This window comes from Oscillibacter valericigenes (assembly GCF_021531435.1).
Classification (GTDB): domain Bacteria; phylum Bacillota; class Clostridia; order Oscillospirales; family Oscillospiraceae; genus Oscillibacter; species Oscillibacter valericigenes_B.
On sequence record NZ_JAFBIS010000054.1, the window covers coordinates 1 to 2,780 of the forward strand.

3 protein-coding genes are annotated in these 2,780 nt (G+C 42.3%); all 3 read left to right on the top strand.

Annotation, left to right across the window (positions count from 1 at the left end; genetic code table 11):
* Positions 1 to 121 precede the first annotated feature (121 nt).
* The 3 genes from JQM68_RS13450 to JQM68_RS13460 are packed head-to-tail and all read left to right on the top strand — an operon-like array spanning position 122 to position 2,713.
* Positions 122 to 874, top strand: coding sequence for a glycosyltransferase family protein (locus tag JQM68_RS13450; protein WP_235223531.1), 753 nt, complete (start codon positions 122 to 124; stop codon positions 872 to 874).
* Positions 858 to 2,129: a glycosyltransferase gene (locus tag JQM68_RS13455; protein ID WP_235223532.1), complete on the top strand. Its 1,272-nt coding sequence runs from the start codon at positions 858 to 860 to the stop codon at positions 2,127 to 2,129. Before JQM68_RS13450 ends, JQM68_RS13455 begins: the two co-directional genes overlap by 17 nt.
* 14 nt (positions 2,130 to 2,143) lie before the next feature.
* A complete protein-coding gene (locus JQM68_RS13460; RefSeq protein ID WP_235223533.1) occupies positions 2,144 to 2,713 on the top strand; it encodes a GHMP family kinase ATP-binding protein in 570 nt (189 codons plus the stop codon).
* Positions 2,714 to 2,780: the final 67 nt, after the last annotated feature.

Consider the following 2,780-nt stretch of genomic DNA (forward strand, 5'->3'; position numbering starts at 1 on the left):
GAATGGGTAGGCCTTTATAACCAGAAACTCAATACTTTTGGACTGTTCTTCTATAGTCCAAAATCTTGGGATAGTTTTAATTAATATATTAGAACACGACTGTGATTACGGGAAAGTGATTTTGCCCCATAAGCGCCACGACATATTCAAAGCGGTGATTGCAACATGGAGCGGGATATACCGGCGGGAATTTCTGCTGAAAAACAATATACGGTATAACGAGACCCCAGGCGGAGCGTTTCAGGATATTGGCTTTTGGTGTAAAGCGCTGTGTTTTGCGCAGAGGATGGCCGCTGTCCACAGGCCTTTCTATATGTGGCGGCAGGATAACCCAGCTTCATCTGTGAAACAGTCGGACAAGGCTGCGGAGCGTACATACCGGGAATTCGATTTGCTGTTTGATTTCTTTCGTGCATCAGCCCCTGATGTATTGAAAGAATATGCAGATGGCCTTACGTGGCGGAGATTGGCATCTTATTTCTGGGTATCTGAACGTTTGACATGGGAAGATACGACAAAGCATTTTGCGCGGGCTGCCAATGATTTTCAGAAGCTTAGACAAAGTGGAGAATATTCTGAAGCATTGTTTTCAGAGGCGGAAAAGGCTGCTATGAGCCGTATCGATATGTGTTATGAGGAGACAAATGAAAAGATAAATTTACTTCGCCTGCAATGGGACATCGAAGATAAAAAAAGAGAAATAGATGCGCTGAAAAGTTCAAGAGAATACAGAGTTGGGCGAGCTTTTTATGCGGCATCGAATGCGGCAGGAAAAATGCTGGCCGTAACACGGGAAAAAGGCATCCGCAGTTTAACATACAGCCTATTAAATAAACTAAATAGAGAGGGAAATAAACATGGAAGCAATCACTAAGAAAAAAGACCCGATTCTGCTGGTGAGAGAACATCAATATCAGGAAAATCCGAAAGTTTCTGTAATTGTGCCAGTATATAAAGTGGATAAATATTTGACACAATGCCTGAACAGTATTGTGAACCAGACCATGGAGGAACTGGAAATCATCATTGTGGACGAGGGTGATCAGGACCGTTGCAGGGAGATCATCGATTATTTTGAGGCTCATGATCCTCGAATCATCGCACCTCATCAAAAGAATGGTGGCTACGGTGCTTCCTGCAACCTTGGTATGTCCATGGCCAGAGGTGAGTATATCGCCATTGTAGAGTCTGATGACTTTATTGAGCCGGAGATGTATGAGGAAATGTACGAGTATGCGAAGGCACTTGATGCCGATGTTGTCAAGACTCCATATAGCGAATATTTTGCGAGTGGAGAAAAGCATGACTGCTCGTATAGAAAATACGTTGCGAGTGCTGTGCCGTCAAACATGTGCTTTTCTGTTAAGCAGTACGGCGCACTAATGGAGATTCATGCCTCGCTCTGGAGCGGATTGTATCGGACAAGTTATATGCGTGAAAACAAAATTCAGTTTATTCAAGCAAAAGGCGGCGCATATGTGGACGTCGGATTTAGAATTGATACTTTAATTCACTCCGAAAAAATAGCATGGCTCGATAAACCTTACTATAACTATAGGGTCGATAGCGAAGGTTCGACAACAAATAATTTTAAGATTGGCCCGATGATACAGCGATGGAAAGAAGAACATGAAATGTATGCGGAGATTCAGGAAGATTACAACAACTTTTATGGCCCGCATATCATTATTGATGAATACTACAATACTATTGGTTGGTTATCATTAATGAAGGTTACCGATGATGAATTTAAAGCGATGCAAACCAATATGGGATATGTTGAAGAAAACGTTATAAAGAATTCACCTTGCCTAACCGAAAAGCAAAAAGGTGAAATTCTTCTATTTAAAAACGACCCAGAAAAGTTCAAACAATATGCAGCAAAGAATAGATTTAAGAATAAATATGGTAATAAAATTATAGGTTTCTTTGACAGACTTTCTAATTTCACCCTGATGAAATATTTGTTGGCTTCTTTAATTGCGTGTGTCCTTTCTGTGGTGGTATTTCCGATTAAAGCTGTCCAAGCAGGAGTAACCTGTATTTCTGGTGTTCTGCTAATAGGAATTGCTGTTTGTTTTGTCAGTAAAGTCATTCGAGTATTATTACGGATGATCTTTAACCGATAAGGAGAGAGAATCCAATGATTATTACAAGAACTCCTTTTCGTGTCAGTTTTGCTGGAGGCGGAAGTGACTTGCCCTCCTTTTACCATCGGCATGAGGGTTGTGTATTATCCACATCGATTAACAAATACATGTATGTGACGATTCACCCATCCTTTAACCGGGCAGAAACAGTGATCAAGTACAGTAAAACAGAATCTGTACAGGACGTACATAAAATTCAGCACCCCATTGCAAGACAACTTCTGCTCGACAGCGGGCTTGATGGTGTTGAAGTTGTCAGCACAGCGGATATTGTTTCGGGGACAGGCCTTTCCACTTCCAGTGCGTACACAGTCGGGTTGATCCACGCGATCAACGCCTATAAAGGAAAATATTGGTCGCAGGAAAAGATTGCCCGGCGGGCATGTGAACTGGAAATCGAAGAATTGGGCGAGCCAATCGGAAAGCAAGACCAGTATGGTACAGCCGTTGGCGGATTGAAGTTTATCCGCTTTTTGCCTGATGATACAGTAACTGTGGAGCCCGTGCTTTTGTCCAGAGAAACACAGGAAAAGCTGAATGAGAATTTGCTCCTATTACAATAAGTTTTGGTTGGAAGCTCAGCATCCAGCTGGGCTTCCTTCCATCTCGTGCCTCAGCTACAATTAGGGG